Genomic DNA, 24,762 nt, shown 5'->3' on the forward strand with positions numbered 1-24,762 from the left:
TGTATACGCAACCATCTAAAATATTAAATAAGTGATTCATATGAGTGCACAATTACAAAAGACATCATCTCAGTCTGTTGGTCACAATGAGTTGCAGCACGCAGAGCACGTTGATCTGACTGAAACGCTGACCGAGGCTATCAAGCACTTACTTGGTCAGCAAGGCTATCCGGTAGACAATATCCGTCTGCATGATGTCGTCAAGCGCCATAGTGAGCAATCGGACAGACAAGGTCAAAGCATTCATGAGCTGGGCGGTGTCATTGCTGTGTTACAAGGGATTGGTATTACTGATACCCCTGAGATATTAGAGCAGCCTGACGCGGCCTTTTTGCCTCTATTGGCATATCGATCAGATTTGGGATGGGGCGTCATCGACGGTCAAACACCGCAAAAAAGCTGGAACTTTAGACAAGCGGAAAAGCAGGTACATACCCGTGTCGATGAGCTAGCTTTGGTATTACGGATTCGTTTAAAAGAAGATCATATTAAGCAGCGTAAAGCATCGTTTTCTGACTTACTAAAGTCTGACTTGGGCAACTATAAAGGCATTCTAGCTGAAGCTGTTATTGCAACCTTTTTGATTAATATGTTGGCACTAGCCGTCTCTTTATTTTCGATGCAGGTGTATGACCGGGTCATACCGACTCGTAGCGAATATACCCTCATTATCTTGGCGAGTGGTGTGTTTTTAGTCATTGTCTTTGAAGCATTCATGAAATTCTCACGATCGAGAATCATGGACAAAGTGGTGGTCGGTCTTGATCAGTACTTATCTAGAGAAGTATTCCAACGATTATTAAAAGTACGTATCGACCAGATGCCAGGGTCTGTTGGCTCTATGGCTGCACAGCTACGCGGCTATGAGCAAGTACGCAGCTTTTTTACGGCAAGCACGCTGTTTGGTTTGGTCGACTTACCGATGACCATTATCTTTATCAGTTTGATCGCTTTTATCGGATCGCCGCTAGTAGCTGTTGTGCCAGTGGTGGCCGCAGTCATTGCGATTACGATGGGGCTGGTTGCGCGTAAACGCATTGATGCCATAGCGTCAGAAGGTGCGACTGCCTCTTATTATAAAACAGGTCTGTTAGTTGAAGCAGTAGAAGGTGTTGAGACCATAAAAGCGGGGGCGGGCAGTTGGAAGTTTCTCTCGCGTTGGCTTGATGTGATGAACGTCACTATCAAAAACGATTTGGATATGAAGCATGCCAATGACAATTTAACGTACTTCACGCAGATGTTGCAGCAAGTCAGCTATGTGGGTATCGTGATTGTCGGCTCGTTTGTAGTGATGCAAGGCGACATGACGATGGGTGGATTGATTGCTTGTTCGATCCTAGGTGGTAGAGTGCTAGCGCCTGTTATGTCTATACCCAACTTACTGGTGCAGTATGCTCATGCCAAAGCTGCCAAGTTGAATATTGAGAGTCTATTTGCCTTAGAGCAGGACAATCAAGGCGTTGCCTACCCATTGTCACCCACACATATCAAAGGCGCTTATCAGTGTGATGATTTGGCATTCAACTATAAAGACAACGACCGTCCAGCCATTAGCATTCCGCAGCTCTCTATCAAGCCAGGAGAACGTATCGCGATACTTGGACCTATCGGTTCAGGTAAATCTACCTTGCTCAAAGTACTGGCAGGGCTGTATGCGCCGACTCAAGGGCGTGTGCTGTTAGACGGTCTTGATATCCATCAAATCAGCCGAGAGACCCTCAGTGAACGCTTGGGCTATTTGCAACAAGACCATCGACTTTTTCAGGGTACGCTGCGCGAAAACCTGCTAATCGGTATGGCAGCACCTAATGATGACATTCTACAAGACACGTTGAATAGGACAGGGCTCATCAATTTGGTATCGAGTCACTCAAGCGGTTTGGATTTACCGATTAGTGAAGGCGGTAAAGGGTTATCGGGTGGACAAAAACAACTGGTTGCGTTTACGCGCTTATTATTGACCAAGCCTGATGTGTTTTTATTGGATGAACCGACTGCGTCTATGGACAATCGACAAGAACAGCGTTGCCTGCAGGTCCTGCGTCAGGAGTTGACACAGGGGCAGACATTTATCGTCGCCACTCACAAAACCGCCTTGCTAGATTTGGTTGACCGACTCATTATTATGGACAACCAGCGTATTATTATTGACGGTCCAAAACAGGCGGTACTCGATGAGCTTCGAAAAAACGACCAAGCGAGAAACAAGACAACCGTACAGCAAAAAGACAAGATTATTCATAAAACCAATCAACCATCATCAGAGCATGCTGATAACACCAAACCTGCAGCATCTAGAGTTAGAAACATCAGTATAAAACCGACTAAAATCAAAAACTCAACAGATGATCAAGGGAAGTAGGCATGTCAGAGTATAAGTACACACCCACCAAGCCCAAGGTTAATCGTTCAAGATTGAGTATTTGGATTGCACTCGTTGGTATTATCTGTTTGATAGTTTGGGCATCATTTGCCAAGATTGATCAAGTTACGCGTGCTCAAGCAACCGTCATCGCCAGTGCTCGAACCCAAGAAATTCAAGCATCAGAAGGCGGCGTGTTGACACAATTGGCTGTCTCAGAAGGCGAAGACGTCAAGGCAGGTCAGTTACTGGTCGTTCTAGAAGAGGAGCGCGCCAAAGCTGCTGTTGATAACTCGGCATCCAAAACAGCAGCATTGACGGCTAAGCTTGCAAGATTAAATGCTGAGATTTTTGAGAAGCCATTAGTATTCCCTGAAGGGGTGCAACAGTATCCTGAATATGTCCAAAACCAAAGAGCGCTATACGATAGACGTCGTCAAGCTATCAATGAAGAGGTCTCTTCTCTTGAAAAAATGCTGGTGCTGGCACGTCAAGAACTGCGTATGAACGAGCCATTGCTAGAGTATGGCGATGTCAGTCAGGCCGACGTCATCAAGCTAAGTCGTCAAGTGGCTGATATTGAAGCGCAAATAAATAATAAGCGTAATAAGTACTTTGAAGAAGCACAGGCTGAAATGACCAAAGCTCAAGAAGAGCTGGATACCGAGCTTGAACAGTTACGAGATCGGGCGCAAGTGCTAGAAGAGAAGCGGCTAATGGCGCCAACAGAAGGTAAAATAAAAAATATTAACGTGACTACTATTGGCGGTGTCGTCAAGCCAGGTGAGGTCATTATGCAAATTCTGCCGACCAGTAGTGATTTGGTCATCGATGCCAAGGTCAGCCCTGCCGATATTGCTTATGTCAAAGAAGGTCAAGAAGCAACGGTTAAGCTCGATGCCTATGATTACTCTATCTTTGGTGCGATGGAAGGGACGGTCAACTATATCAGCCCAGATACCCTGATGGAGCAAACGCCTAAAGGAGAAGAGCCTTATTACCGTGTACTTATTGTGATCAATGGTGCGGAATTTAAGGGTCGTGGTGATGAGATTGTTATTAAGCCGGGTATGACCGCTTCTGTTGATATCAAAGCCATGGAACGAACCGTATTATCATATCTAACCAAGCCAATCACCAAGACATTGTCAGAAGGTCTAGGTGAGCGCTAATTCATTCATATCAAATCATGACTAACAACAATACAAAAACCCCTAGTTAATCGCTAGGGGTTTTTGTATGTGAACGTAACCGCTTAGATGTCTCAAGTATTCACCATATGGTTACTCAGAGCCTCTACTGTTTTGGTTAGACTGATTGATTGGTATCTCGCTATCTTGAATATTTGCCTCACTTCTTAATTGCTGCCGCTCATCGATTCTTTGTTGATTGCGTTTTTTGACTTCGTTGATGGCTGCACTCAACTGATCATTAACTGCTTCCACTTCAGATTTTGCTGAGAGATAGTCTTTATCTACTTTTACATTGCTCTTTTGTGTGGGGATATCCCGATCTAGTAACCCTGCATTATTTTTTGCTTGCTCCATATTATTTTCAGAATTTGCGGGTATAGATTGAGGAGTGTTGTCTACTTGGTTTTCTAAAGGTTGGTTTCTTTGGGTTTGTTCTCTTTGGGCAGGAAGCCTGATTCTTTGCGGTGCTTCTACGGTGGTAGTAATAGACTGTTTAGCAGTGGTAGATTGTTTGGCAACGTTAGCCTTGCTATTAGATACCTCAGGTGAGTTGGGATCTTCATTATCTGCGGTGGTGATAGGTTTGCTGTTACTTGCAGTATTTTTTGAAGCGTTACTATTCTCAACGCCGTCATTTTCTACTATATCAACGTTTACTACCTTATCGCGACTATCGGTACCGCTACCTTCGTTGTCTAGCGTTTTAGTGCTAGTGACAGTGGTGGTATAGATTTTATCATTAGGCGCTGAGGGTGTACTGCTGATAGCGACTGGCTGATCTGTATTCATACTACTGTCAGCCATTTCTGCCGTATCAGCATGATTGGCATTGAAATAAAAAACGAGAAAAATGCCCACATGCACCAGTACCGCAAGAGCTAATGCCCAAAACCATTTTTCACGAAATTTCATCATTATATAGCGCTACCTATCTTATATTAGTACCTGCACTGATTACTTTGAGGTTATCAAATAATAAAGATTATTGGTATAGAGCGTTTATTCTGTTTTTAACCTAGCAGTATTTTAGTCTAGAATGTTTTTAGCTTAAGCATCTTGCATGGCGTCTTTGGTTTCAAATTCAGCCAGCATTTCTGTAATAAGCTGATCTTTTTTGTGCCATACCTGTTCAACCCAATCAAACATCTGTGCTTTTATCGCTTCATCTGTTTCGTAACCGCCGTTTTTGATCGCCGTAAATAGATCTTCTGGTATCTCGATATGGCGGACATCGACGCCTAGACGTTTAATATTGCCTTTCCATAGGTCACTATAGGTGGGTACGCCATCAGGATAGACAATCGTCATGTCTAGCATGCCGTCGATCTCTGAGCCCAAAGCACTCAAAGCAAGTGACAATCCACCAGCACGCGGCTTTAGTAGATGCTTATAAGGCGAGTTTTGTTTGTCCCGTTTGCTAGGCGTAAAGCGGGTGCCTTCTAGATAGTTCAGTAGCGTAAAGGGCTTGTCTTTTAGTAAGGCGCAGGCGCGTTTTGCTTCTTCAATATCTTTACCCTTTAACGCAGGGTTTTTGGCGATGGCTTCTTTAGAATGTCGACGCATCATCGGAAAGTCTAGAAAGTAAAAAGCCTGACCAATCACGGGAATATATATAAGCTCAAACTTAGTAAAAAAGCGCGTCAATGGTAATCGCTTTTCACTGATATATTGCACGATACTGGTATCGACCCACGACTGATGGTTGCTGACCAGTAAGTATTTACCATCTGTATGTACGTCATCGGGTAAGCTGATGCGCCAATCTTTGCGCGGCAATACATTATCGATGACGGCATTATTGCTATTGATCCAATAATTAGTGACATCGATGACGGCTTTGTCAGCGATAGCTGCTCCAGTAATGGCCTTGGCTGCGCCCATGATCCATACCGGCGGGCCTGCCAACATACTATTAAAAGTAATGACACCTGTTGCCGTCGTTAGAGATGCCGCTTTGCCCAAGATTGGGGCGTGTTCGTGTAGCTTTTGGATGATTGATTTCAATCGCATAGTAGATCCTTTTGCTCATACGGATGATGAGATGTTAATAGTATTTGAATGATAAGATATTGGTAGTGTTGTTATCAATTTTAGCAGAAATAAATCTCAGTGCACGAGTGTTAACAACAAATAATAAACAGTGACTTTCGTAAAAAAGGTTATTTTTGACGTAAAAAAGCGTACCAAGGAATGACCTTGATACGCTTTTTAGAAGCTATTGTCTATGTTTTTCGTCTATGCAGAGTAGGACTGATTAGACATGCATACCGCGAATAGGATAATTATTTTCTGGTTTTCTAACAAATACCAAACCGTTCGCAAGCGCTTCGAGATCAGGTCTAGAAAATGGTGCATTTGAGAGATCAACGATTTGTATCTGTCCTTCGCCGTTTATGACAAATACGGCTGGCTCGGCGAATGGATGATCAGTTTCTTTCGCTGAACGTGGATCAGAGATATAGAGTCCGAGCGTATTCATTTGCTCGACAGTTAACCCATAGGCGATAGGGAAGCTGATATCTAAGTCTTCTAAATGACCTTCTAGCTGCTCTTTACTATCGCCAGATACAGCAATCACATCGACACCGTTGTCATAAAATGATGGTAGCACAGTCTCTAATGTATTGAGATACTTAGTGCAGATAGGGCAGTGTTTACCGCGGTATACAACCACTAATTTCCAGTCATAACCGTTCTCAGGTTTGCCAAGTTCTGTCAGCTCTCCATTGAGTACTTGTACTTTCATTTCAGGGAAAGTGGCACCGGCTTTTATTTTTTGAGCATAATTATCTGACATATTTTTATCCTTTTCAGTTTTTATGATATTGTCATTATGTTATAGGTGACTGTACTTAATACTTACTTTAACAATCACTACGGATGAAATGTTGATTTATTACAGTACGTTACAACAGCACGTTATAACCGTACCTAACGGTACCAACATTAAGAGTAGAAATGATGAACACTCATTTCTAAAAAATAATATTTAATCTATAAGTACACAATCTATATAAATACCGCTATTTTGCATCAGTACTATCGGCGTTCAGCTTGTCTTGAGTCTTTAAATCAAAATCTGAAGCATCATGACGCTCATGAAGCTGCTGGGAGGGCTCACCCCAAGCGCGGTTTACTTTGCGACCGCGCTGTACAGCAGGGCGCTCAAGAATTTCTTTGGCCCAGCGGCGCACGTTTTTATAGCTCTCAACTTGCAAGAACTCTCCTGCATCGTAGGCCTCTCCAAGTATCAGATTGCCATACCAAGGCCATGTGGCGATATCTGCAATCGTGTATTCGTCGCCACCTAGATAGCGATTTTTTGCCAGCTCTCGATCCAATACATCTAATTGGCGTTTGACTTCCATCGTAAAGCGATTGATAGGATACTCGAACTTTTCTGGTGCATAAAAATAAAAATGCCCAAAACCGCCGCCAAGATAGGGGGCAGAGCCCTGTAGCCAAAATAACCAGTTCATCACTTCGGTACGTGCCGCTGCATCTTTTGGAAGTAATTTTCCAAACTTTTCGGCCAGATAAAATAAGATGGAACCACTTTCAAATACTCGGCTACCGGTATCGGTATCAAACAAAGCTGGGATTTTTGAATTTGGATTGACATCAACAAACCCTGACGAGAACTGATCTCCCTCACCGATTTCGATCAGATGCGCATCGTACTCAGCTTCTACAACGCCCAAAGCCAGTAGCTCTTCTGCCATAATAGTGACTTTTTGCCCATTGGGTGTGCCTATCGAATAAATTTGTAGAGGGTGCTTACCACGAGGTAATTTGCCTTCGTGGGTTGGACCTGCGATAGGGCGGTTAACGCTCGCCCATTTGCCGCCACTTTCGGCATCCCATGTCCAAATAATAGGCGGTTCGTAATGATTAGAACTTGACATAATTATGGTACCTTCTAGGTTAATGTGCTCAATATTATAGATAAGACGTGATACAAGTAATGAGTCAGGTAAGGCCGTTTTTTAGTCTGGCATATCTGCTAATTGCTTTAAAATATTTTTATAATTCTCGACGCCTTGAGCACCGCTTACCAGATGGCGACCGTTAAATACAACCGATGGCACACTTTGAATGCCTTGCTGTTTTGAATGCTGTACCGATTCACGTACCATATTAGCAAAGCGTTGATCTTCGATGACCGCAAGTGCCTCAGCTCGATCCAGTCCAATATCTGCTGCAATATCTGCAAGTACTGTACTGTCACCTACGTTTCGATTATCGACGAAGTGTGCGACAAACAACGCTTGCTTTAAATCGTGCATACGCCCTTGCTGATCTGCCCAGTGTAGTAGCTGATGGGTATTGAAAGTATTATAGGTACGAAAGTTATCTGTGAACTGAAAATTAAAGCCAACTTCCGCGCCTGCGGCTGTCATTCTAGCTCGGCTTTCTTTAACATCCTCAGCAGTTGTACCGTATTTTCCCATGATATGCTCACGGTAGTTCCGTCCTTCAACTGGCGTGTTGGGATTGAGCTCAAAGGGATGCCAGTGAATCTCATGAGGGGTGTTGGTTTGCTTTAATGCGGCAGCCAGTTGACTGTAGCCAATGGCACACCAAGGGCATACCACGTCTGACACGATGTCTATTTGTAAGGGTTTCTCTAAATGTTCCATATTAACTCTCATTAGCGATATATTAAAATGAAAAACTGCTGCCCGAAGATGTTTCGAACAACAGTATGAAAACATCAAATTGACGGTGTCAGCGATAGGCTGGTGCTGCTATTAACCAGCTTTATGCCACTCAAACTTTTGGAATGGTTTGTCTACAGGTGTATCAGCCAGATGGTTTGTGTAGTTGCTCATGACTTTTTGAGCTGCACCTAGAATAATTTCTAGAATTTGACGTTTGGTATAACCTGCATCCAAGAACGCTTGAACGGCGCTATCGTCTACATTACCACGACCACGTACAACAGAAAGTGTAAAATCACGCAGTGCTTCTAGACGTGTAGTTGGTAGTGGAGTCTCATCACGTAGCGCATCAGTAATAGCATCATCTACTTTCATGCTTTTGGCGATACCAGTGTGAGCAGGAACACAATAATGACAGGCATGCTCGACGTTGATAGTTTGCCATACGACAGTGGTTTCTTCATCGTCAAAGCTGCTGTTCAAGAACAGCTCATGAAGACGCTGATAGCCTTCTAGTAAGCCTGGTGCTTCAGCCATAACAGCATGTAGGTTTGGGATCATACCAAAAGCATTGATAGAGGTATCAAGCAATGCTTTGCTTTCTTGTGGCGCGCTGTCTTTATCGTGTAGTGTAAATTCGGTCATAATACAATTCCTAGTAGTCGGTTTGAACTTAATATGTTTTAGGGTTTCAAGATAGCCCAAGAGTAATCGTTGATTTGATATCGATCATTATTTTGAATGATTACTCAAAACTGATGATTTTGCTTAGTAAGCGAATCAATAGAGACTACTATAAATGATATTGAGCAATCGCTCAATAATTATTTGAGTAATCGTTCAACTAAATTGTAATGACCAAATTACATTTCTACGATCTGTAGTAATTATGATAATAATATCAATATCTTAATGAAGTAACACTGTGTAAGTGAGTACGTTTATAAAGTGATAAAAGCGTATTGGCGGGTCATAAGCAGCACTGACAAAGAGAGATAATTAAGTCATCGCTGCACCATGACAGTACCGAAGCAGAGATATACCAAAGAATAGGAGTAGAAATAGAAAAGGGAGCAGACTGTTATCCTTTTTCTATTTCTTTATGTTGACGTTGACACTTATCGAGTGGGTATGAGCTTTGGAGAGGAGGTTAACGAACCTCAGTCATCTCATGCAGAACAAATGACTCGACGGCGTCCTCAGTCGCTGCTGAAAAATCTTTTAGATGCTGGTTTTCCATATGAACCTGCCATAATTCACGCGTTGCCCAACTTTCATGGAACATAAAATGAGCAGGGCTGTCGTTATCTTGGAACAGATCATAACGAATACATCCTTCCTCATCGCGTGTTATGGGTATCAGTTTCTCAAGTTCAGATTTGACAAGAGCAACGCTACTATCTTTTGCGGTTATATGAGCAATAATCGTTAATTCAGACATGTTTGATCCTTTTTATTATGAGTTGGTGAGACAGTTAGAGTGGATTGTATGGGTACATAATTTATCATATCAACATATATTGCTACTTGAACGAACGTTCATTTATGGCTATAGTGTTTGCCAGACAATAAGAAAACGCTTCAAATCATGACGCCTATTTTTGTTCTCTCTATTATTTTTTATGTTTTTTCTACAGCCTTTTATAGTCATCAAACGACTATTTCCCAATAGGATAAGATTATGCTTAAGTTTTATTTTCATCAAACCCCAAACCCAATGAAAGTGGCACTGTTTCTTGAAGAGACAGGTTTGCCATACGAACTCGTCGCTGTTGATACGTTAAAAGGTGAGCAACATACGCCTGAGTACCGTGCTATCAATCCAAATGGTAAAACTCCAGCGCTCGAAGATGATGGCAAACGTGTATTTGACTCTACTGCTATCTTGATGTACTTGTCGGAAAAGACAGGACAATTGGCAGGCAAGCCAGAAGACCGTAGCGAGATGCTGTCATGGCTTATGTTCATTGCATCAGGACTGGGTCCTTTTTCTGGTCAATCAGTTCACTTTAGACACAAAGCACCAGAAAAAATCGCTTATGCCATCAATCGCTATCTTCGTGAAGCTGAGCGTCATTACGAAGTGCTAGACACGCATCTAAAAGATCGCGAATATCTGGTTGGGGATGAGTATACGATTGCGGATATCTCTGCTTGGGGCTGGATTGATAAGGCAGCGGTCGTACTAGGTGATGCAGGATTGGACAACTATCCTAATCTAAAGCGTTGGTTTACGAACATTGATGCCCGTCCTGCGGTACAAAAAGCTCGCGATATCCCTAAAGGTATTGATTTTAAGACTGACTTTGATGATGTTGCGGCACGCGCACTTTATCCACAAAATTTTGATAAAAACAGTTAATCAAAGCAAAAGCGGTCAATAAGCCTTATAATATAAAAAGTGATTAAAACCAAGAACTAAGGTTGATTCTACAAACTTTGCCTTAAAATAGGTTTTAAGGCAAAGCTATTAAGGTGAAAATTATGAGTGCTCCGATAAAATTCAATCGTGAGGATGTGATCGAAAAAGCCAAAAATCTCTATTGGGAAAAGGGCTATCACGCAACGTCGATGCGCAACTTACAAGACGTCGTCAACATGCATCCTGGCAGTATCTATGCAGCTTTTGGTAGCAAAGACAAGCTATTTATAGAGTCATTAAATCGCTATGCAGCAGAAGGCGCAAAAAGACTGGCCAATTGTATGGCACAAAAAGACACGGTGCTTGGTGGACTAAGACACTTTATTCACACTGTGATCGTGTGTAATAAGGCAACAGCACCAAGCGGTATGTGTATGATCGTCAAAACGGTCGCCGAACTGACTCAGAATGATAGTCCAGAACTACTGGCACACGCGACAGGGATTTTAGAAGGAATAGAGACCTCATTTGCCACTTGGTTTGAGCAAGCTATTGAGAGCGGTGAAATCAGCGCAGAAAAAGAATCGACTGAATTGGCACGCTATCTTCAGATTCAGATCATAGGTCTGAGAACTTATGCTCAAGTGACTAGCGACGATGCTGCGGTCGAAAGGTACATCGATGATATTTTCAAAAATATAGTGTAAAAATACAATACAAAAAAGATATTTTCTAACAACAGCACCCTTATTGCCATAATGGTAGTAAGGGTGCTTTTTATTGATGGTGCCTATATGGCGTCATGACTCAATTGCTTATTGAGAAGGTTTAGATTTATCAGGATTATCACGAATGAATTTGAGAAGCAGCTCAGCCAACTTTTCACCTTGATCTTCTTGTAGAAAATGCCCACCATTAACGATAGTTGTATGCTGCTGACCATTCGTACCAGGGATGAGTTTTTGCAAAATACGATCGCCACCGCCAGTCACTGGGTCAGAATCACTGAATAGCGTAATAAAAGGCTTTTCCCATTTACTAAGTTTGGCCCATGCGGCACGGTTTTTTTCTGAAGCAGGGTCATCTGGCGTAGTCGGCACCAGTAATGGGAACTGCCTAGCGCCTTCTTTGTATAACTCATCAGGGAAGGGCGCATCGTAGGCATCAATCACCGCTTGCGATAGCGTCGTCGTGGTACCGCTTTTGATTGTACCTCCTGCATTGAACTGAGGCGTATCTTGTGAGAACTGTTGCCATTTACGAAACCCTTCACCAGGATCATGATCACCAGTTGGGAGCATGGTATTGCCAGCAGCTACTCGAGCAAACCTATCTGGATGCTCTGCTACTAATCGTAGACCGATCAGACCACCCCAGTCTTGGCAAAATAACGTAATATTATTTAAATCTAGCTGATCAAGTACAGATTGCATCCAGTCGACATGTCTTTGGTAAGTGTAGTCAGTACGCGATGCAGGCTTGTCCGATCGACCAAAACCCGGGAGGTCTGGCGCGATAACACGGTGCCCTGCAGCCGTCAGTAACGGAATAACTTTACGATATAAGTAACTCCAAGAAGGCTCGCCATGCAGTAGTAGTACAGGATCAGCATCTCTTGGACCTTCATCGAGGTAATGTACGCGCAGCTCACCGCCCTCGGTGTCATCGACCATCAGATAGTTTGGGGAGAAATCATAATCGGGTAGATTAGTAAAACGGTCGTCAGGGGTTCTAAGGGTTTTCATATGTCGTCCTTGAATTGAATAAATAACCGTGCGTTCTTGCACAGAGGTTAGACAGTCTATTAGCAATGAGCATCTGCGTGCTATTCGACTATCATTTGTAATATCAGTGATAAAGCTGTCTGCCTATACACTATATTGATTAAACGTTCAAAATGAAAACTATACCCTACAAGCATTCGTTGCTGCAAACACTAATAGTGGATGCGTCAGTAGGCTTGACTATGTATAGGGTAGGCTTTGCGTTTTATCTTATAGGCCTAAACTAATCGTGACGCCAATATACCTTAACCACAACATCGGTACGACTGAGCGCTAGTCGGTCTTTTAATAGTGGGCGCAATGCTTTGGCAGTATTCGCTTCTAATGCCCCCCAAACTTTATCGATCTGTAGAGGATTATGAGTCAAATAATCCCCTAACTGACTGTCAATCAGCGTAGCCAATTCTGCTCCCGAGTTTGCTTGATTGGTCACTATAGGCAATACGGTAAAGTGATTGTCCTTGCGGCTTTCAGTATTGCAATCACTATCAGTGTCACTGTTGTCGTTATCAATACCATCAAGGCTGCTACGCATTTTTACAGCATCAAAATAACATTGATCGGCTATATTCTGCGTCACACAAATAACCAATGGTGGTTTAGGGTTTTTCCATAGCTCCAGTAGACGAGCGACCGTCGGCATAGACGTTTCATCCGCAATCAGTAACGCCTGTCCGTCACGCAAATGCTCAGTTTTTTCGGGAAATTCTCTTTTGGTCACCACGGTGTCACCTGATTGTAGCGACTGAGCCCAACTGCCGCCTGGCGTATCCCCATGCAAAAACACATCGACCAAAGCCTGCATATCCGTAGACGTTTGCCACGCTTTTCTCAAAGTGTAATAACAATGAGATCGAGCAGGGCGTAGATTGTTTTCTTCACTACTATCAGTAGTGTCAGCTGTTGCCTCCTGAGTCAGCGCGTTGTGATCCAAATCAAATAAGTAAGCATAGCCGGCTTCGTTTACGGGTACTGAGGCGGCGCGTTCGACCTCACTGGCGTTGCTGGGTATGGGCATGCTTAACTGGAGGCGCAGCATATTTTTGCTGACTCTATAACTGTCTTGTACATCAAATACTTGCTTGGTCAGTTTGATTGTTTTTTTGCCCAGTTTTTTATCGGCTTTTTGTTTGAGCGCAATATATTGAACTTGCAGCTCATCAGGATGCGTAATGGAGTCGGCAAAAGCGATAAAAAAAGTCTGACTCTGCTCAAACTGGTTTTGAGCCATAATCGATTGATACTCTACGTTTTTTGGTTGCACTTGTATGTCGATACCTTCAGCGTAAACCGTCGTCAATCGTACCTCTATATTATTTAATTCAGCGGTGGATATAGGAGTGAATACCTGTAAAAACCCTAACAGCTCATCTATGTGTTCTTCATTAATATGACTGATGATGTCTTGTAATTCAGGGGCGTTTAAGGGGGTGTATGGTCTGTCTGTACTATAACTATTACGTTTAGAAGATAAGAGGATATTGGTCATATTGATACTCATCAGAAATTATAGAATAGGAAGTTAAACATCCAATTAGTTAATGATAATTGTTTTTATTATCATTTACGAGTAAAATCATCTTAATTGTCGTTTTCGTTTTGAGAGAACGATTGCGACTACCCCTTAGTTTTCTCAATTTTGACCAACAATGAGTGCCTATATGTTAAGTGCAAACCAACTGACCATCAGACGTCAAGACAATACTTTACTAGACAATGTGAGTTGTGAGATTGACCCCAAGCAGTTGGTGGCGCTAGTTGGGCACAATGGGTCAGGCAAGTCGACTCTGATCAAGGCACTGGCAGGGGAGATGAAGAGTAGTGGGGGTACGATCACATTAGATGAGACCAATATTAGCGATTACGGTAGTAAAGAGCTGGCACGGCAAATGGCATATCTGCCGCAGCAACTGCCTGACGCTGCTGGATTCACTGTTCGTGAGCTGGTGATGCTGGGGCGTTATCCGCATCAAAAATGGCTACAAAAGCCAACTCAGACTGATAGAGATAAAGTCGAGCAAGCGCTAAAGGTTACTCAAACAGAGGTATTCGCGGATCGTATTACGGCAACACTATCAGGCGGTGAGCGCGCTCGTGCTTGGCTTGCCATGTGCTTAGCTCAAGATACTCGCTACTTATTACTCGATGAGCCACTTGCTGCTCTTGATATGCACTATCAAATTGAGGTCATTCAGCTTATTCGTCGCTTGGTAGATGAGCAAGACTTGAGTGTGGTGATTATCATTCACGACATCAATTTGGCCGCGCAGTATGCGGATCGCATTATCGCCCTAAAAAACGGACACGTGTGTCACAGCGGCGATATCGCAAGCACCATGCAACCTACTGTATTACACGATATTTTCAATGTCGATATGCAGCTGCTCAGTCATCCTATAACAGGACAGCTCGTCGCTGTCGCTTAATATCGCATTGCCTCTCTTCTTTTCTCACTCGTCTAAAAAGATACGCCCTTATGCTTTGTGTTCATTATCAGTATCCATTCTTCAAACGCTTGATAGTCATGTTGATGTTAGTTAAGCCATTAGCATTTGTAGTCTCCATAGCAGTAATCCTAATGTTAAGTGCTTGTAGTCACTCAGCATCCGAAAAAAGCATTACCCAACTTGATGAGACTCACTCTGAAGACCACTTTAAATCCCAGAAAAATGAGCCACAAAGTAATAAGTCACAAAATAACCCCAGTGACAGGTTCAATATTGTGTCCCCTGACTGGGGTAATGCGGCGACATTGACCGCGATGGGACATGCACCGATTGCGACAGGTGACGTCAGAGTGTGGGATAGATGGGTTGGTAGTCCTAAGCTACCAGCGTCTATAACAGATTTAGGCATTCGCTATCAACCCAATGCTGAGCTAGTCGCGCAGCTACCAGTTGATATGGTCATAGATAACTATTTTTATGAGCATGCTCGCAACCTATATGGCGATGTCCCAGCTGAATCAGTGATGTTTGCAGCGAAAGGCGAGATAGCAACATGGGCTGATTATACCGAACCGACGCGGGAGCTTGGCGTACTTATTCATAATACCAAAATGGCTGAAGACTATATCTTACAGAGTCAGAAAGAGATACAGCTTGCCAGTCAGCAGTTCCAGAAGCGTTATCCAAAAGCAAAAAAGTTCGCTGTTGTACAGTTTGCCGATGCCAACAACATGCGTATGTATGTGGATAACAGTCTATTCAAAGTGGCATTAGACAAAATGAATAAAGAACTTGTAGTCTTAGGGGAGGGCAATCAATGGGGATTTGTCCCTATAAGAATGGGAGATTTGGCTCAGTTAGACGACGAGACGTGCTTACTTATCATAGATCCGCTTAGTCCGATAACCAAAGCTGAGATCAAAGACAGTTTGGTGTGGCAGCGTTTAGGTTACGGAGCTGATCGCTGTATGGCGGAGCTACCACCAGTATGGATTTATGGGGGCATGTCGTCACTAGTCAGTTTGGCACATAACCTGTCGGAAGTTTCACTAAAAGGCGGGGCAACACTATGAGCGCCAATACCACGAATCATATCAATAGTAACATCGATAATAACGTTGACAGTGTTCATGCTATGACATCACCTTCTCAAACGGAAACGGTTGCGAATTCGCCATCATCGCTATCCACGTCGACCTCATCAACACACGCATCGCCGCAGCTACCAAATCGACCAAAAACTTATGCGACGTCATCGAGCAATACACCATGGCGACTGTGGGTGACCTTTATTGGACTGATAGCTTTATCAGGATGGAGTGGTTGGGCACTACTAGATCGAGATTGGACGCGTCCAATCAGCGAGCTGTTTTTGCCAAGTTTGCAACTGGATATTGCCAGTATGGCGACACAGCTCCACTTAGTCGCCACCAGTGTGGTTGCGCTCTTAGCAGGTGGATTACTGGGTGTTGTTAGTATTTTATTACAGCAGCTGGTCAAGAACCCTCTAGCATCAGACACCACGTTAGGTGTGGGAGTGGGTGCACAGTTAGCTATGCTTATCGTCACTCTATTTTTACCCAGTCTGGCGATTTATGGTGGACTTTATGTGGCCTTTGTGGGGGCTGTCATCAGTATGGGCTTGGTATTCGCCCTATCAGCACCTAGTCGATTTAATCCCCTTATTTTGATACTGGCAGGTTTGGTGGTCAATATTTTGCTCGCCGCAGTGGCCAATGTACTGGTATTGTTCTTTGCGGAGCGCAGTAATGGTATGTTGTCGTGGGCTGCTGGGTTTTTGGCTCAAAGCAGCTGGGATACGAGTTATGCGCTGATAACAACGGCTGTCCTAGCGATGTTAGTATGCTTGCCTTTGTTAAAGCCGCTGACCCTGATGAGTTTGGATGACTCGCAAGCGAGACGTTTGGGCGTACCTATCAATGGTATTCGAGCTCTGGTGGTACTTGTCGTGGCGGTGGTGACGGCACTGGTTATTAGCGAAGTTGGTTTGATTGGTTTTATTGGGCTTGGCGCCGCAAGTTTGGTCAATGCGCTAGGTATTTCCTCTATTGGTAAGCGTTTGACAACCGCATTTGGACTTGGTGCGTTGCTATTGCTATTGACCAGCAACGTTGCTTTGTTGCTTGAACCGATATTGGATATGCAAATTCCAGCGGGTGCGATGACTGGTATTTTGGGAGCGCCGCTTATTATTTGGCTGATCTTGCGTCAGCGCCGCGCGCGGATAGAGACAGTGACACCTATGACCACTGGCCAAAATACGAGCATTGTATTTTGGCGATGGGGTGCTGGCGTGATCGCTATTATTGTAGCTGCTTGTTTATTTGTGCAAGATATCAACGGTTGGGGTCTCAGTACAGACTGGGCGCTCACGCAGCAATATCGTCTGCCTCGTAGCTTGAGCGCTGCGGCAACAGGGTTGGTGCTGGCAGTCGCAGGAGTGTTGCTACAAACCCTAACGCGTAACCCTATGGCCAGCCCTGAGGTGTTGGGTGTCAGTTCAGGTGCCGCACTTGGGGTGATTTTAGGGTTTTTATTATTGCCAAGTTTAGGGCTGTCTGCAGGAGCAGGGACGTTACTGATATCAGGTCTGTCTGGTGCGATGGCGGTGTTGTTGCTGGTTATTTGGTTGGCACGTAGAGTCAGTTCAGGTTATCTATTACTGGTCGGTATCGGCATTGCCGCCATGATGGATGGGGTGATGCATATAGTCAAGCTCTCAGGTGACCCGCGTTTAGAGGCGATGCTCAGCTGGCTATCGGGCACGACCTATAGCGCCCAGCCCAGTACGGTATGGTACCTCATTGGTATCGCGATTATCTTATTGGTACTGAGCGTGTTGATTATCAAACCCTTGCGTGTCCTTGGCTTAGGTGCAGGAGTCGCTCGAAACTTGGGTGTGGCAGTGACGCCTGTGACGCTATCGCTATTGGTGTTAGTAGCGGCACTTAGCACAGCCAGTACGCTTGCCGTTGGCCCATTGAGTTTTGTTGGTTTAATGGTACCTCACTTAGCGACTTCACTGGGCGCTGTGAAGCTTGAAAGGCAGTTACCACTAGCGGCACTGTTAGGGGCAGGTGTTATGGTAATAGCGGATTGGATCGGACGTTATGTTATTTTTCCTTATGAGCTACCTGCAGGTACGGTTGCAGCGATCATCGGTGGTGGTTATTTCTTATGGCTCATTCGTAAGGTGCCAGCCTCAGCCAACAGATAATAACTGTCTTTAGACAGCTATTAACCAACAATATAAGTGAGCACAGATAGTCTGGAACTGTTTGTGCTCAGTAGCTGTGCGTCACTGATCGGTCAACGGTTTTTGATAGTTTCCTTCATCTTTAAATTCATCATTCTTAACTTCGTGCTAACAGCTCTTTTTATCGTGCTCATTTACCGAAAAATTCTAAAACTGGGTTGACAGTAAGTTATTGGTAGTAGATACTACGCTTCATTAATAATAATGATTATCATTTACATTATCATTCAATATAAATGAGCAGTATTTTAAGAAGTAAGCGTCACAACTTACTTTTTAATGTTTATCCAAGACGACTGACAACAACAAGGCTGAAGCTATGGACACGATCTTATTAGACGAATCACTTGACAATGAATGCTACTTAAATCGTCAAGAACAATTTGAATCGAAGGTTCGTAGTTATCCACGTAAGCTGCCATTTGCGATCCAATCAGCTAAAGGTGCTTGGATTACCGATGTGGAAGGCAATGAATATATAGATTGCCTATCAGGCGCGGGCACGCTGGCACTTGGGCACAATCATCCTGTGGTCATAGAAAGTATCAAAGATCTATTAGACAGCAATTTACCGATGCATACATTGGATATCACCACGCCGTTAAAAGACAAATTTAGCGAATTCATGTACAAGTTACTCGCGACCAATAGCGATGAGTATTGCTTGCAGTTTTGCGGACCGACGGGTGCTGATGCGGTAGAAGCGGCTATTAAATTGGCCAAGCAAGTCACGGGTCGTTCAGGTGTTGTCAGTTTCAGCGGTGGCTATCATGGCATGACGCATGGTGCGCTGGCGGTGACAGGGAACTTAGCACCTAAACAAGGTATCGAAGGCTTGATGAGCTCGGTACAGTTTTTGCCTTATCCTAATATGTATCGCTGCGCATTTGGCTTGCCTTTTGAGCAAAGCATCCACGCCCATATGCGCTACTTTGAAAATTTTCTAAAAGATGTAGAAAGCGGTGTGGTGAAACCTGCCGCAGTCATTTTAGAAGTCATACAAGGGGAAGGTGGTGTCAATCCTGCGCCAATAGAATGGCTGAAGCATGTGCGCCGAGTGACAAAAGAGCTGGGCATCATGCTGATTATCGATGAAGTACAAACAGGGTTTTGCCGTACAGGACGTTGGTTCGCTTATCAACATGCGGATATCGATCCCGATATGATTGTGATGTCAAAGGCAATCGGTGGTGGGCTACCACTTGCGGTATTGGGTATCAAAAAACAATACGATGTATGGCAGGCAGGCAATCATTCTGGCACGTTTAGAGGCAATCAATTGGCGATGGCGACTGGCCTTGCCACTCTCAATTACTTAAAAGACAACAACGTTGCGGATTATGTTTTAGAAATAGGCGCGTGGTTTATGGCGCAGCTAAAAATACGCCAACAGCGCTATCCAAAAATAGGTCAAGTCAGAGGGCGTGGTCTCATGATTGGCATAGAAATCGTTAATCCAAACCTGCCTAAGCAAAATGACGGTAGTTATCCAGCAGACAGTGAGGTGGCTGCCAAAATCCAACAAGCGTGTTTTAAACATGGATTGGTGATTGAAAAGGGCGGGCGTGGTGGCACCGTACTGCGGTTATTACCGCCACTCAATATAACCAAAGATGAGCTGCAGCAAGTCTTGCAAAGGCTTGATATGGCGCTAGAAGACAATCAATAGTCTTGCCAGCACCTTAGCATGATTCACACTTTTATAAAAAAAACTCTGATAACGACTCTCATAATAAGTCAATTATTTGCGATTTATACCATCGTAGAATAAACAAGTGAGGACATTTTGCATTTATTAAACCAGCAAACCAGTGAGCAATATGTCACGCATATGCAAAAAACAAGCGCTGTCATCAAACAGTGGCTAGACGACAACAACGTATATTTGGGCGGCACACCGCAACAAGTGCAAGCAACCAATGCCTTTAGCATCCGTCAGCAAGGCCGAGACATCGACACGATACTCGCTGATATTCAAAGTAATTTTTTACCCAGTTGTGTGTCGACGGCCAATGCGAATTGCTTAGCCCACTTGCATCCACCCACACTAGTCATCGGACAGATTGCTGAGATGATTATCGCGGCCACTAACCAAAGTATGGACTCATGGAATCAAAGTCCAGCAGCGACTTATATCGAAAAAGACTTAATACACTGGTTATGTCAACGTTGTCAGTTTGGTGACATCTCTGGTGCTCTCTTTGATGAACAGATAGGCCATAACGCTGGTGGTGTCTTTACCAGTGGTGGTACGCAAAGTAATCTGATGGGTTTACTGCTGGCACGCAATCGATTCTATAAGGCTAAGGGCGTTGATGTGCAAAAGGATGGCCTGATGGGTCAGCGAAGTGGCAAAATCCTGTGCTCAGACCAAGCGCACTTTTCTATCGAAAAAAACGCCGCGCTACTAGGTTTAGGTCAACGTTCCGTCATTAAAGTAGCGACCGATGCATCAGGCGCCATGCTGATGTCTGACTTACAACATCAGATAAATCAGCTAGGTGCGGACAATGTGATGGCCATCATTGCAACGGCTGGCACCACCGATTTGGGTGCGATTGATCCTCTAATGGCTATTGGCAAGATCTGCCGTGATGCACAGATATGGCTACATGTCGATGCAGCATGGGGTGGGGCATTGCTATTATCACAGCGCTATCGACACTTGATTAATGGTCTGAATCAGGCTGACTCTATTACCTTAGATTTTCACAAACATTTCTTCTTGCCGATCAGCTGCGGCGCTTTTCTTTTACGAGACAATCGGAATTTCGAGAGTATTCGCCATCATAGCGAGTATCTAAACTCTGCTGATGATGAACAAGACAATATCCCAAACTTGGTGACGTACTCTTTGCAGACCACACGCCGTTTCGATGCCTTAAAGCTGTGGATGGCGCTAGACTTACTAGGGACAGATGGCTATGCAACTTTGATTGATAACTGTCTGGATACTGCCAAGCAAGCGGCACAGCTGATTGATGCAAATGAAAATTTTGTACTGGTACATAAGCCTATTATCAGCAGTGTTTTGTTTTACTTTACACCCAAAGATACCGCGCTGTCTGATGACCAACTCGCACAGCTTAATCGTCACATTGCGCAAGCATTATTGGTCAATAATATTGCCAATGTGGCCACCACCCAGTTTGAGCAGCGCCTTTGCCTTAAATTCACCATTCTAAATCCCAATACCCAAATCAATGATATTGCAGACATCATTGAGCAGATGGCTATTGCTGGTTTTAACCGACTTAATTCTGAAAGACTAAAAGCTGATGGGAAAAAATAATATGATGCAGCATAGAACGCTTGATCGACTCACACTACAAAATCTAATCAATGCTTACTGTTTTGAGACTGGGCACGGCGATATTATTGCCTTAGCGCAGCAAGACGATATACAAAAGCAGGCCTCACAGAATAAGCCACTACTAGTTCTAAAGCTAGCGCCTTTAAACACGGTAATGGTTGTACCTATTGATAGAGTGAGTCAATTAGGTCAGCATCGTTTGGCAGACATGCCGCTTATATTAAATAAGCAGCTATCAAACAATCAAACGGATGTCTCATTACAAAATAGCCAATGGACAAAGTCCTCTGCTATGAGTTTGGCATCTTTGATTATTGAAGATATTGTGCATCGTTATAAAGATAAAGCGACGCTAGATGCCAATGGCGTATTAAAGCGCTGGATTGAGAGTTATGAGGGGCTGCAGACTATCTTAGAGCATCGTAATGATGAGATTGATGACATCGTTGACTATCAGCAAGACTTTATTCAAACCGAACAAAACCTTATTTACGGTCATGCTATGCACCCCACACCCAAAGGCCGCGCAGGATTTTATGGTGATGAGTGGGCGAAGTATGCGCCCGAGACCAGTAGCAAAACCCAGCTGCATTATTGGCTAGTGCACCCCAGTTGCATTGCAGAAGAATTCGTAGATGGCGATAGCATTACCACAGCGCTCAAATCTAAATTACAAGCTGATATGAGTGACTATCAACAGCAGCTTGTGGCTGAGCATCCTGACTATAAGCTGTTGCCATTGCACCCTTGGCAAGCAAGGTTTTTGCAGCAGCAGCCGTGGTATCAAAAGCTGTTAGAGAGTGGTCAGTTGTTTGACTTGGGTGAGCTTGGTTGGTATCTGCATCCGACGACATCAGTACGCACGCTAGCGGCCTTTGATGCGCCTTGGATGTTTAAACTGTCGTTGTCTGTGGCGATTACCAATTCGGTGCGGATTAATCTGCCCAAAGAATGTAAGCGCGGTATGCATGCCTGCCGAATCTGGCGTAGCGACTATGGTACTCAGCTCAAAACCGAGTACCCTACGATTGCGGTATTGAATGACCCTGCTTGGATTGTCTTACGTGTGGATGGAAAAATCATTGATGAAACCATCTGTATCTTACGTGACAATCCTTTCACAGAGGATACGCAAGTCACCAATCTTGCCAGCTTAAGCCAAGACCATCCCACTCGTCTCACCAATCGCTTAGAGACACTGTTTAAGTCTATCCATAAACAGACAGATGAGCCTTTAGAACAGGTGGCTGTCCAGTGGTTTGATACTTATTTACAAGTTGGTTTTATACCGCTTATTCATATGTACTATCAGCATGGTATTGGTTTTGAGGTACATCAGCAAAACAGTCTGATTGAGCTAACAGGCGGCTATCCTACTAAGTTTTGGGCCAGAGACAACCAAGGATTTGGCTATATCGCAGAGTATGCCACGCCGCTCATTGATGCTTATCCAGAGCTGATTAGCGAAGGAGAATGCGTCATTCCAGAAGACTTTGCCGACTCAAGATTTGCCTATTATCTAGTTGGTAACAGCATATTTGGCCTGATTACCGCTATTGCGCGTACTCAGCTGGTGAGTGAGGCGACATTAATTACGACGTTTAAAGCATGTCTAATAGCGTTAGAGCAACAATACCCGCATCGTCCGTTATTTGACTTGCTATTGCGCAGCCCTACATTGCCGTTCAAGGGCAATCTACTCACCAGACTCTATGCGCTCGATGAGCTGACCGCACCTGTCGAGACCCAGTCTATTTATGTCGATATCCCAAACCCTATGATGACGTAGCAAATCATATTGTGATGGCAAAGATAAGCACACGATATAAATTGGGGTTCGATAGAAACGAGCACCAGAATTAACGTAACTATCAAAGCACTACTACCAAATCACTAAGGGGCGACCGTGTTAGATATTATTGGGATTGGCGTAGGGCCGTTTAACTTAAGTCTGGCGGCATTACTGACAAAGACCGACGTAACCGCCAAGTTTTTTGAGCAAAAGGCTGAGTTTAATTGGCATAAAGGCATGATATTGCCGAGCACCACGCTGCAAGTGCCTTTTATGGCAGATTTGGTGACATTGATAGACCCAACCAGTCCGTATTCTTTTTTGAATTATCTGCATACTCAGCAGCGATTGCTTAAGTTTTACTTTTTAGAAGAATTTAAAATTTATCGTAAAGAGTATAACCACTATTGCCAATGGGTAGCAGAGCAGCTGGATAGTTTGAGCTTTGATGCGGCAGTGATCGACGTGGCGTTTGACGACAATAATGATGGGTTGTTAGTGACCGTCTGTGAGCAAGGCACGCAAAACACCTATCATGCTAAAAACTTAGTCATAGGAACGGGCACGCAGGCCACGCTACCACCATCATTGCAAGACATTGCCAAACAAGCGCCTAACCGCTGTATGCACACCGCTCATTTTGCAGACAATTTTGACTTGGATAGCCTCAATGCGAGTAGCCTTGATGTGAATAGCACCAAGACTGAAGGCAAACTGACCAAAGTGTTAGTGTTGGGGTCTGGGCAGTCTTCCGCAGAGGTATATCGAACGCTGTTTGATCAACAGTTTGATGGCGATGATAGTACTAATGACGATCCTAAGTTTCAGCTAGATTGGATGACTCGCTCGGCAGGGTTTTTCCCCATGGAATACTCTCCATTAGGTTTAGAGCATTTTAGCCCGGCTTATACAGATTACTTTTATCATTTAGACTCAGCAACCAAGCCCCAAGTCACTGCCAAGCAAGACCTGCTTTATAAAGGCATGGGCTTTGAGACTATACGCGATATTTATCATCGTCTCTATGAGCGCAGTATTACTAATCAAGATCTGCATTCGACGTTGCTGTCCAACTGTGAAGTAATTGAAGCAACACTGACAACAATGCTAGAAGATCCAGAGCCGACAGACACTATAAAACTGGTGGTTAGACAGCGCGAACAGAATCAGTCGTTTACTGCTGAATATGATTGTGTGATTGCTGGTACAGGCTATCGTTACGGTCTGCCTGAGTGTTTAAACACGATACTGCCTAGCATCGCACATGATGAGTTTGATCAGCCAGTCATTGATAGAGACTATGTACTGAAATATGTGCTGACGCATCAAAAAGATATTGTGATTAATGGCAAGATTTTTGTGCAAAATCAGGAAGTGCATACTCATGGCGTTGGGTCACCAGACTTGGGGCTGGGTGCTTATCGAGCAGGGTGCATCATCAATCAGTTGACAGGTGAGCAGACTTACGACACTGATGTCTTAAAAGTGTTTCAAAAATTTGGCACGTAGTGTTTTATAAAACTTATATTTAACAGAAACGATATTAAAGAACACTAACCACATAGCAA

The 24,762-nt window shown here is 43.9% G+C and carries 20 protein-coding genes; 11 read left to right on the top strand and 9 right to left on the bottom strand.

Features of this window, described 5'->3' with window-relative positions:
• The first annotated feature begins 40 nt into the window (after positions 1–40).
• Together AC5JPO_RS00955 and AC5JPO_RS00960 are read left to right on the top strand one after the other, a co-directional pair.
• Positions 41–2,365: a type I secretion system permease/ATPase gene (locus tag AC5JPO_RS00955; protein ID WP_493853049.1), complete on the top strand. Its 2,325-nt coding sequence runs from the start codon at positions 41–43 to the stop codon at positions 2,363–2,365.
• Positions 2,366–2,367: 2 nt separating this feature from the next.
• On the top strand, positions 2,368–3,537 hold the full coding sequence (locus tag AC5JPO_RS00960) for a beta-barrel domain-containing protein (RefSeq protein WP_319051487.1): 1,170 nt from the start codon (positions 2,368–2,370) through the stop codon (positions 3,535–3,537).
• A 111-nt stretch (positions 3,538–3,648) separates the two neighbouring features.
• Here the strand turns inward: AC5JPO_RS00960 and AC5JPO_RS00965 are convergent, their stop codons facing one another.
• The 7 genes from AC5JPO_RS00965 to AC5JPO_RS00995 form a co-directional block, all read right to left on the bottom strand.
• A complete protein-coding gene (locus AC5JPO_RS00965; protein ID WP_493853050.1) occupies positions 3,649–4,473 on the bottom strand; it encodes a hypothetical protein in 825 nt (274 codons plus the stop codon).
• A 132-nt stretch (positions 4,474–4,605) separates the two neighbouring features.
• Positions 4,606–5,568 carry a 1-acylglycerol-3-phosphate O-acyltransferase, YihG family gene (yihG, locus tag AC5JPO_RS00970; protein ID WP_493853051.1) on the bottom strand — a complete coding sequence of 321 codons (963 nt, stop codon included), beginning with the start codon at positions 5,566–5,568 and terminating at the stop codon, positions 4,606–4,608.
• Positions 5,569–5,812: 244 nt separating this feature from the next.
• The gene (locus AC5JPO_RS00975) at positions 5,813–6,355 is read right to left on the bottom strand and encodes a redoxin domain-containing protein (protein ID WP_493853052.1); all 543 of its coding nucleotides are present in this window, start codon (positions 6,353–6,355) and stop codon (positions 5,813–5,815) included.
• A gap of 226 nt (positions 6,356–6,581) precedes the next feature.
• The gene (gene yghU / locus AC5JPO_RS00980; RefSeq protein ID WP_493853053.1) at positions 6,582–7,463 is read right to left on the bottom strand and encodes a glutathione-dependent disulfide-bond oxidoreductase; all 882 of its coding nucleotides are present in this window, start codon (positions 7,461–7,463) and stop codon (positions 6,582–6,584) included.
• Between the two features lie 81 nt (positions 7,464–7,544).
• On the bottom strand, positions 7,545–8,198 hold the full coding sequence (locus AC5JPO_RS00985) for a DsbA family oxidoreductase (protein WP_493853054.1): 654 nt from the start codon (positions 8,196–8,198) through the stop codon (positions 7,545–7,547).
• Between the two features lie 111 nt (positions 8,199–8,309).
• A complete protein-coding gene (locus AC5JPO_RS00990) occupies positions 8,310–8,864 on the bottom strand; it encodes a carboxymuconolactone decarboxylase family protein (RefSeq protein ID WP_493853055.1) in 555 nt (184 codons plus the stop codon).
• Between the two features lie 505 nt (positions 8,865–9,369).
• A complete protein-coding gene (locus AC5JPO_RS00995) occupies positions 9,370–9,660 on the bottom strand; it encodes a putative quinol monooxygenase (RefSeq protein WP_493842994.1) in 291 nt (96 codons plus the stop codon).
• A gap of 240 nt (positions 9,661–9,900) precedes the next feature.
• Here AC5JPO_RS00995 and AC5JPO_RS01000 point away from each other — a divergent pair, with 240 nt between their 5' ends.
• Positions 9,901–10,581 (top strand): glutathione S-transferase family protein, encoded by a 681-nt coding sequence (locus AC5JPO_RS01000; RefSeq protein ID WP_493853056.1) that lies wholly within the window; start codon positions 9,901–9,903, stop codon positions 10,579–10,581.
• A gap of 122 nt (positions 10,582–10,703) precedes the next feature.
• Positions 10,704–11,288: a TetR/AcrR family transcriptional regulator gene (locus tag AC5JPO_RS01005; RefSeq protein WP_443526922.1), complete on the top strand. Its 585-nt coding sequence runs from the start codon at positions 10,704–10,706 to the stop codon at positions 11,286–11,288.
• A 108-nt stretch (positions 11,289–11,396) separates the two neighbouring features.
• Here the strand turns inward: AC5JPO_RS01005 and AC5JPO_RS01010 are convergent, their stop codons facing one another.
• Positions 11,397–12,326: a haloalkane dehalogenase gene (locus tag AC5JPO_RS01010; protein ID WP_493853057.1), complete on the bottom strand. Its 930-nt coding sequence runs from the start codon at positions 12,324–12,326 to the stop codon at positions 11,397–11,399.
• A 262-nt stretch (positions 12,327–12,588) separates the two neighbouring features.
• Positions 12,589–13,854 (bottom strand): siderophore-interacting protein, encoded by a 1,266-nt coding sequence (locus AC5JPO_RS01015; RefSeq protein ID WP_493853058.1) that lies wholly within the window; start codon positions 13,852–13,854, stop codon positions 12,589–12,591.
• A 172-nt stretch (positions 13,855–14,026) separates the two neighbouring features.
• Between AC5JPO_RS01015 and AC5JPO_RS01020 the strand changes: the two genes are divergently transcribed.
• The 7 genes from AC5JPO_RS01020 to AC5JPO_RS01050 all read left to right on the top strand — a co-directional run bounded on the left by AC5JPO_RS01020 (position 14,027) and on the right by AC5JPO_RS01050 (position 24,703).
• On the top strand, positions 14,027–14,791 hold the full coding sequence (locus tag AC5JPO_RS01020; protein WP_493853059.1) for an ABC transporter ATP-binding protein: 765 nt from the start codon (positions 14,027–14,029) through the stop codon (positions 14,789–14,791).
• Between the two features lie 152 nt (positions 14,792–14,943).
• Positions 14,944–15,885: an ABC transporter substrate-binding protein gene (locus AC5JPO_RS01025; protein ID WP_493853060.1), complete on the top strand. Its 942-nt coding sequence runs from the start codon at positions 14,944–14,946 to the stop codon at positions 15,883–15,885.
• On the top strand, positions 15,882–18,050 hold the full coding sequence (fhuB, locus tag AC5JPO_RS01030; protein ID WP_493853061.1) for a Fe(3+)-hydroxamate ABC transporter permease FhuB: 2,169 nt from the start codon (positions 15,882–15,884) through the stop codon (positions 18,048–18,050). The genes AC5JPO_RS01025 and fhuB overlap by 4 nt, the downstream gene beginning before the upstream one ends.
• A 358-nt stretch (positions 18,051–18,408) precedes the next feature.
• A complete protein-coding gene (locus AC5JPO_RS01035) occupies positions 18,409–19,758 on the top strand; it encodes a diaminobutyrate--2-oxoglutarate transaminase family protein (RefSeq protein ID WP_493853062.1) in 1,350 nt (449 codons plus the stop codon).
• Between the two features lie 117 nt (positions 19,759–19,875).
• Positions 19,876–21,381 (top strand): pyridoxal phosphate-dependent decarboxylase family protein, encoded by a 1,506-nt coding sequence (locus AC5JPO_RS01040; RefSeq protein WP_493853063.1) that lies wholly within the window; start codon positions 19,876–19,878, stop codon positions 21,379–21,381.
• Between the two features lies 1 nt (position 21,382).
• Entirely contained in the window at positions 21,383–23,191 is a 1,809-nt protein-coding gene (locus AC5JPO_RS01045) for an IucA/IucC family protein (protein WP_493853064.1), read from the top strand.
• Positions 23,192–23,308: 117 nt separating this feature from the next.
• The gene (locus AC5JPO_RS01050; protein ID WP_493853065.1) at positions 23,309–24,703 is read left to right on the top strand and encodes a lysine N(6)-hydroxylase/L-ornithine N(5)-oxygenase family protein; all 1,395 of its coding nucleotides are present in this window, start codon (positions 23,309–23,311) and stop codon (positions 24,701–24,703) included.
• The last annotated feature ends 59 nt before the right edge of the window (positions 24,704–24,762 follow it).

The sequence above is a fragment of the Psychrobacter sp. H25 genome (assembly GCF_059076335.1).

Bases quoted from the DNA above. Each gene is read 5' to 3' on its own strand.
- AC5JPO_RS01020 (WP_493853059.1), top strand. From the start codon at position 14,027: ATGTTAAGTGCAAACCAACTGACCATCAGACGTCAAGACAATACTTTA.
- AC5JPO_RS00990 (WP_493853055.1), bottom strand. From the start codon at position 8,864: ATGACCGAATTTACACTACACGATAAAGACAGCGCGCCACAAGAAAGC.
- AC5JPO_RS01045 (WP_493853064.1), top strand. From the start codon at position 21,383: ATGATGCAGCATAGAACGCTTGATCGACTCACACTACAAAATCTAATC.
- AC5JPO_RS00955 (WP_493853049.1), top strand. From the start codon at position 41: ATGAGTGCACAATTACAAAAGACATCATCTCAGTCTGTTGGTCACAAT.
- yghU (WP_493853053.1), bottom strand. From the start codon at position 7,463: ATGTCAAGTTCTAATCATTACGAACCGCCTATTATTTGGACATGGGAT.
- AC5JPO_RS01000 (WP_493853056.1), top strand. From the start codon at position 9,901: ATGCTTAAGTTTTATTTTCATCAAACCCCAAACCCAATGAAAGTGGCA.
- AC5JPO_RS01010 (WP_493853057.1), bottom strand. From the start codon at position 12,326: ATGAAAACCCTTAGAACCCCTGACGACCGTTTTACTAATCTACCCGAT.
- yihG (WP_493853051.1), bottom strand. From the start codon at position 5,568: ATGCGATTGAAATCAATCATCCAAAAGCTACACGAACACGCCCCAATC.
- AC5JPO_RS01025 (WP_493853060.1), top strand. From the start codon at position 14,944: ATGTTAAGTGCTTGTAGTCACTCAGCATCCGAAAAAAGCATTACCCAA.
- AC5JPO_RS00960 (WP_319051487.1), top strand. From the start codon at position 2,368: ATGTCAGAGTATAAGTACACACCCACCAAGCCCAAGGTTAATCGTTCA.
- AC5JPO_RS01015 (WP_493853058.1), bottom strand. From the start codon at position 13,854: ATGACCAATATCCTCTTATCTTCTAAACGTAATAGTTATAGTACAGAC.
- fhuB (WP_493853061.1), top strand. From the start codon at position 15,882: ATGAGCGCCAATACCACGAATCATATCAATAGTAACATCGATAATAAC.
- AC5JPO_RS00995 (WP_493842994.1), bottom strand. From the start codon at position 9,660: ATGTCTGAATTAACGATTATTGCTCATATAACCGCAAAAGATAGTAGC.
- AC5JPO_RS00985 (WP_493853054.1), bottom strand. From the start codon at position 8,198: ATGGAACATTTAGAGAAACCCTTACAAATAGACATCGTGTCAGACGTG.
- AC5JPO_RS00965 (WP_493853050.1), bottom strand. From the start codon at position 4,473: ATGATGAAATTTCGTGAAAAATGGTTTTGGGCATTAGCTCTTGCGGTA.
- AC5JPO_RS00975 (WP_493853052.1), bottom strand. From the start codon at position 6,355: ATGTCAGATAATTATGCTCAAAAAATAAAAGCCGGTGCCACTTTCCCT.
- AC5JPO_RS01035 (WP_493853062.1), top strand. From the start codon at position 18,409: ATGGACACGATCTTATTAGACGAATCACTTGACAATGAATGCTACTTA.
- AC5JPO_RS01005 (WP_443526922.1), top strand. From the start codon at position 10,704: ATGAGTGCTCCGATAAAATTCAATCGTGAGGATGTGATCGAAAAAGCC.